Below are 2041 nucleotides of genomic sequence, written 5' to 3' on the forward strand. Positions count from 1 at the left end.
GCGGGCAGCCGCAAAGGCCGCCGTGTAGCCGCCGGGGCCGCCGCCGATGACGGTGAGGGTTTGGCTTTCGGCAGTCATGCCTAGTCCTCGTCTTCGGCAAGGGTGAGCTTGTAGGTGACCGGGAAGGCGTTTTCCAGCGAGCCCGTCACAAGGCAGCCCTTGCGCATGACTTTTTCAACCCGGTCGAAAATAAAGGCAAATTCCTCGTCCATAATGAACGGTCACGTCAATATCAATGCCGATGACGCGGCCCCGGCCCAGTTCGTCCGTGCCGGTGCGCACCGTGGCAGAGCCACGGATGCTGTCGTATTTGGCGTTGCGGGTGCCCAGGGCCTTGTCCAGCGCGGCACAATAGCAGTACAGGGCAGAGACCCCCAGCATCTTTTTGGCTACGCCCGCGCGCTCTTCGGAAGGCACCGCTTCTCCGTCGATGGAGATCATGCCGATGGCGGCCACATCCATATCAAGATCGCCCCTGGCCCCCTTGCGGGAGAGAGAAACACTGAGGTTATGCGACATGTCGAGTCCTCCGGAATGGGTTTGGAGCAATTGGCCTGCCTATTGCATTAATGGTGCCAGATGTCTTTGTGCGCGAGGCCCACGCCGGAGCTTGTGTTTTCTGGCACATCGGGTGATTGTCGCTTGCGAAACACGACATTTTTGTCGCGTATTGCGACAGAAAATGTAAAAGGTGATGCCATGACATTGTCTTCCCAGCCTTCTTTTTTGAACGTGGAAAAAAGTTATCGCCGTTTACTCAACCGTTTGCCGGGGATGGCATATCGTTGCCGCATTTTGGGCGACACCCGTGATGAAAAGAAAAACCTGATTTACGAACTGGAATTCGTCAGTCGGGGCTGTTACGACCTTTTGGGCATCACTGCCGGGGACATGCTCATGGGACATAACAACTGAGCGCATGACCCACCCCGATGACCTTGAGAGGACCCGAAAAACCATACGCGACAGTATTGTCGCGCGGGAATCCTACCAGGTCATGTACCGCCTTCTGCTGCCCTCCGGCCGGGTAAAATGGCTCTGGGACCAGGGCGAATGCGTGGACGATGAAGAGGGCTGTCCGCAGTATCTGGAAGGCCTGATCATGGACGTGAGCGAGCAGAAGTTTCAGGAGCTTGCCCTTCGTGAAGAAAATCGCGCACTGCGGGAATCTGTGGTCAATCTGCGCGGCCTGGGGGCAATGGTGGGGCAGAGCGAACCCATGCGGCAGCTCTACAGCCAGGTTCTGCGTGCTGCGGAAACGGATTCGAACGTCATCATTTACGGCGAAACCGGTTGCGGCAAAGACCTGGTGGCGCGCAGCATTCATGAATACAGCGGTCGCAAGGGCAACTATGTGCCCGTCAACTGCGGAGCCATTCCCGAGCAGTTGCTGGAAAGCGAGTTTTTCGGCCACGTCAAGGGGGCCTTTTCCGGCGCGCATGCCAATAAGGACGGCTATATCGGCGCGGCCCACGGAGGAACCCTGTTCCTGGACGAAATAGGCGAGCTGCCGCTGCACCTTCAGGTCAAGCTGCTGCGGGCCATTGAAAACAAGATGTACACCCCGGTGGGCGACAACCGGCCCCGCAAGTCTTCATTCAGGCTCATTGCGGCCACCAACCAGGATCTTGCGCATATGGTGCGCGAAAAGAAAATGCGTTCGGACTTCTACTACAGGGTGCATGTGCTTTCCATTACCCTGCCGCCGTTGCGTGAGCGGCAGGGCGACATTCCCCTGCTGGTGGATGCGTGGATGGAGCGGCGCAAGGTGTTCATGGTGCTGCCGCAGCACGTACGCCTGGCTATGGAGCGCTATGACTGGCCCGGCAACGTGCGCGAGCTTTACAATTTTCTGGACAGATACATGGCCTTTGGCGAGGAAGCCCTGTCTTCTCTGGGCGACCTGCATGCTGATGTGGGGCTGGTGCTCACCGTGGAGGCCGAGGCCGCCACGCTGGATCAGGCCGTCATGCGTCTGGAAGAGCGCATGATACGGCAGGCTCTGGACCAGTGCCGCTGGCAGAAGGGCCGGGCGGCGCAG

At 58.6% G+C, this 2041-nt stretch carries 4 protein-coding genes; 2 read left to right on the forward strand and 2 right to left on the reverse strand.

What is annotated here, in order from left to right:
- Nucleotides 1–80 precede the first annotated feature (80 nt).
- Nucleotides 81–212 (reverse strand): hypothetical protein, encoded by a 132-nt coding sequence (locus V6C16_RS11935; RefSeq protein ID WP_333536572.1) that lies wholly within the window; start codon nt 210–212, stop codon nt 81–83.
- Nucleotides 175–519: an OsmC family peroxiredoxin gene (locus V6C16_RS11940; protein WP_333536571.1), complete on the reverse strand. Its 345-nt coding sequence runs from the start codon at nt 517–519 to the stop codon at nt 175–177. The genes V6C16_RS11935 and V6C16_RS11940 overlap by 38 nt, the downstream gene beginning before the upstream one ends.
- A gap of 180 nt (nt 520–699) precedes the next feature.
- On the opposite strand from V6C16_RS11940, the gene V6C16_RS11945 reads away from it, so the two are divergent.
- Both V6C16_RS11945 and V6C16_RS11950 read left to right on the forward strand, forming a co-directional pair.
- Nucleotides 700–915, forward strand: coding sequence for a hypothetical protein (locus tag V6C16_RS11945; protein ID WP_333536570.1), 216 nt, complete (start codon nt 700–702; stop codon nt 913–915).
- A gap of 4 nt (nt 916–919) precedes the next feature.
- Nucleotides 920–2041: sigma 54-interacting transcriptional regulator (locus tag V6C16_RS11950; RefSeq protein ID WP_333543301.1), on the forward strand; the 1122-nt coding region annotated here is incomplete at its 3' end.

The organism is Desulfovibrio sp. 1188_IL3213 (assembly GCF_036763145.1).
GTDB lineage: Bacteria > Desulfobacterota > Desulfovibrionia > Desulfovibrionales > Desulfovibrionaceae > Desulfovibrio.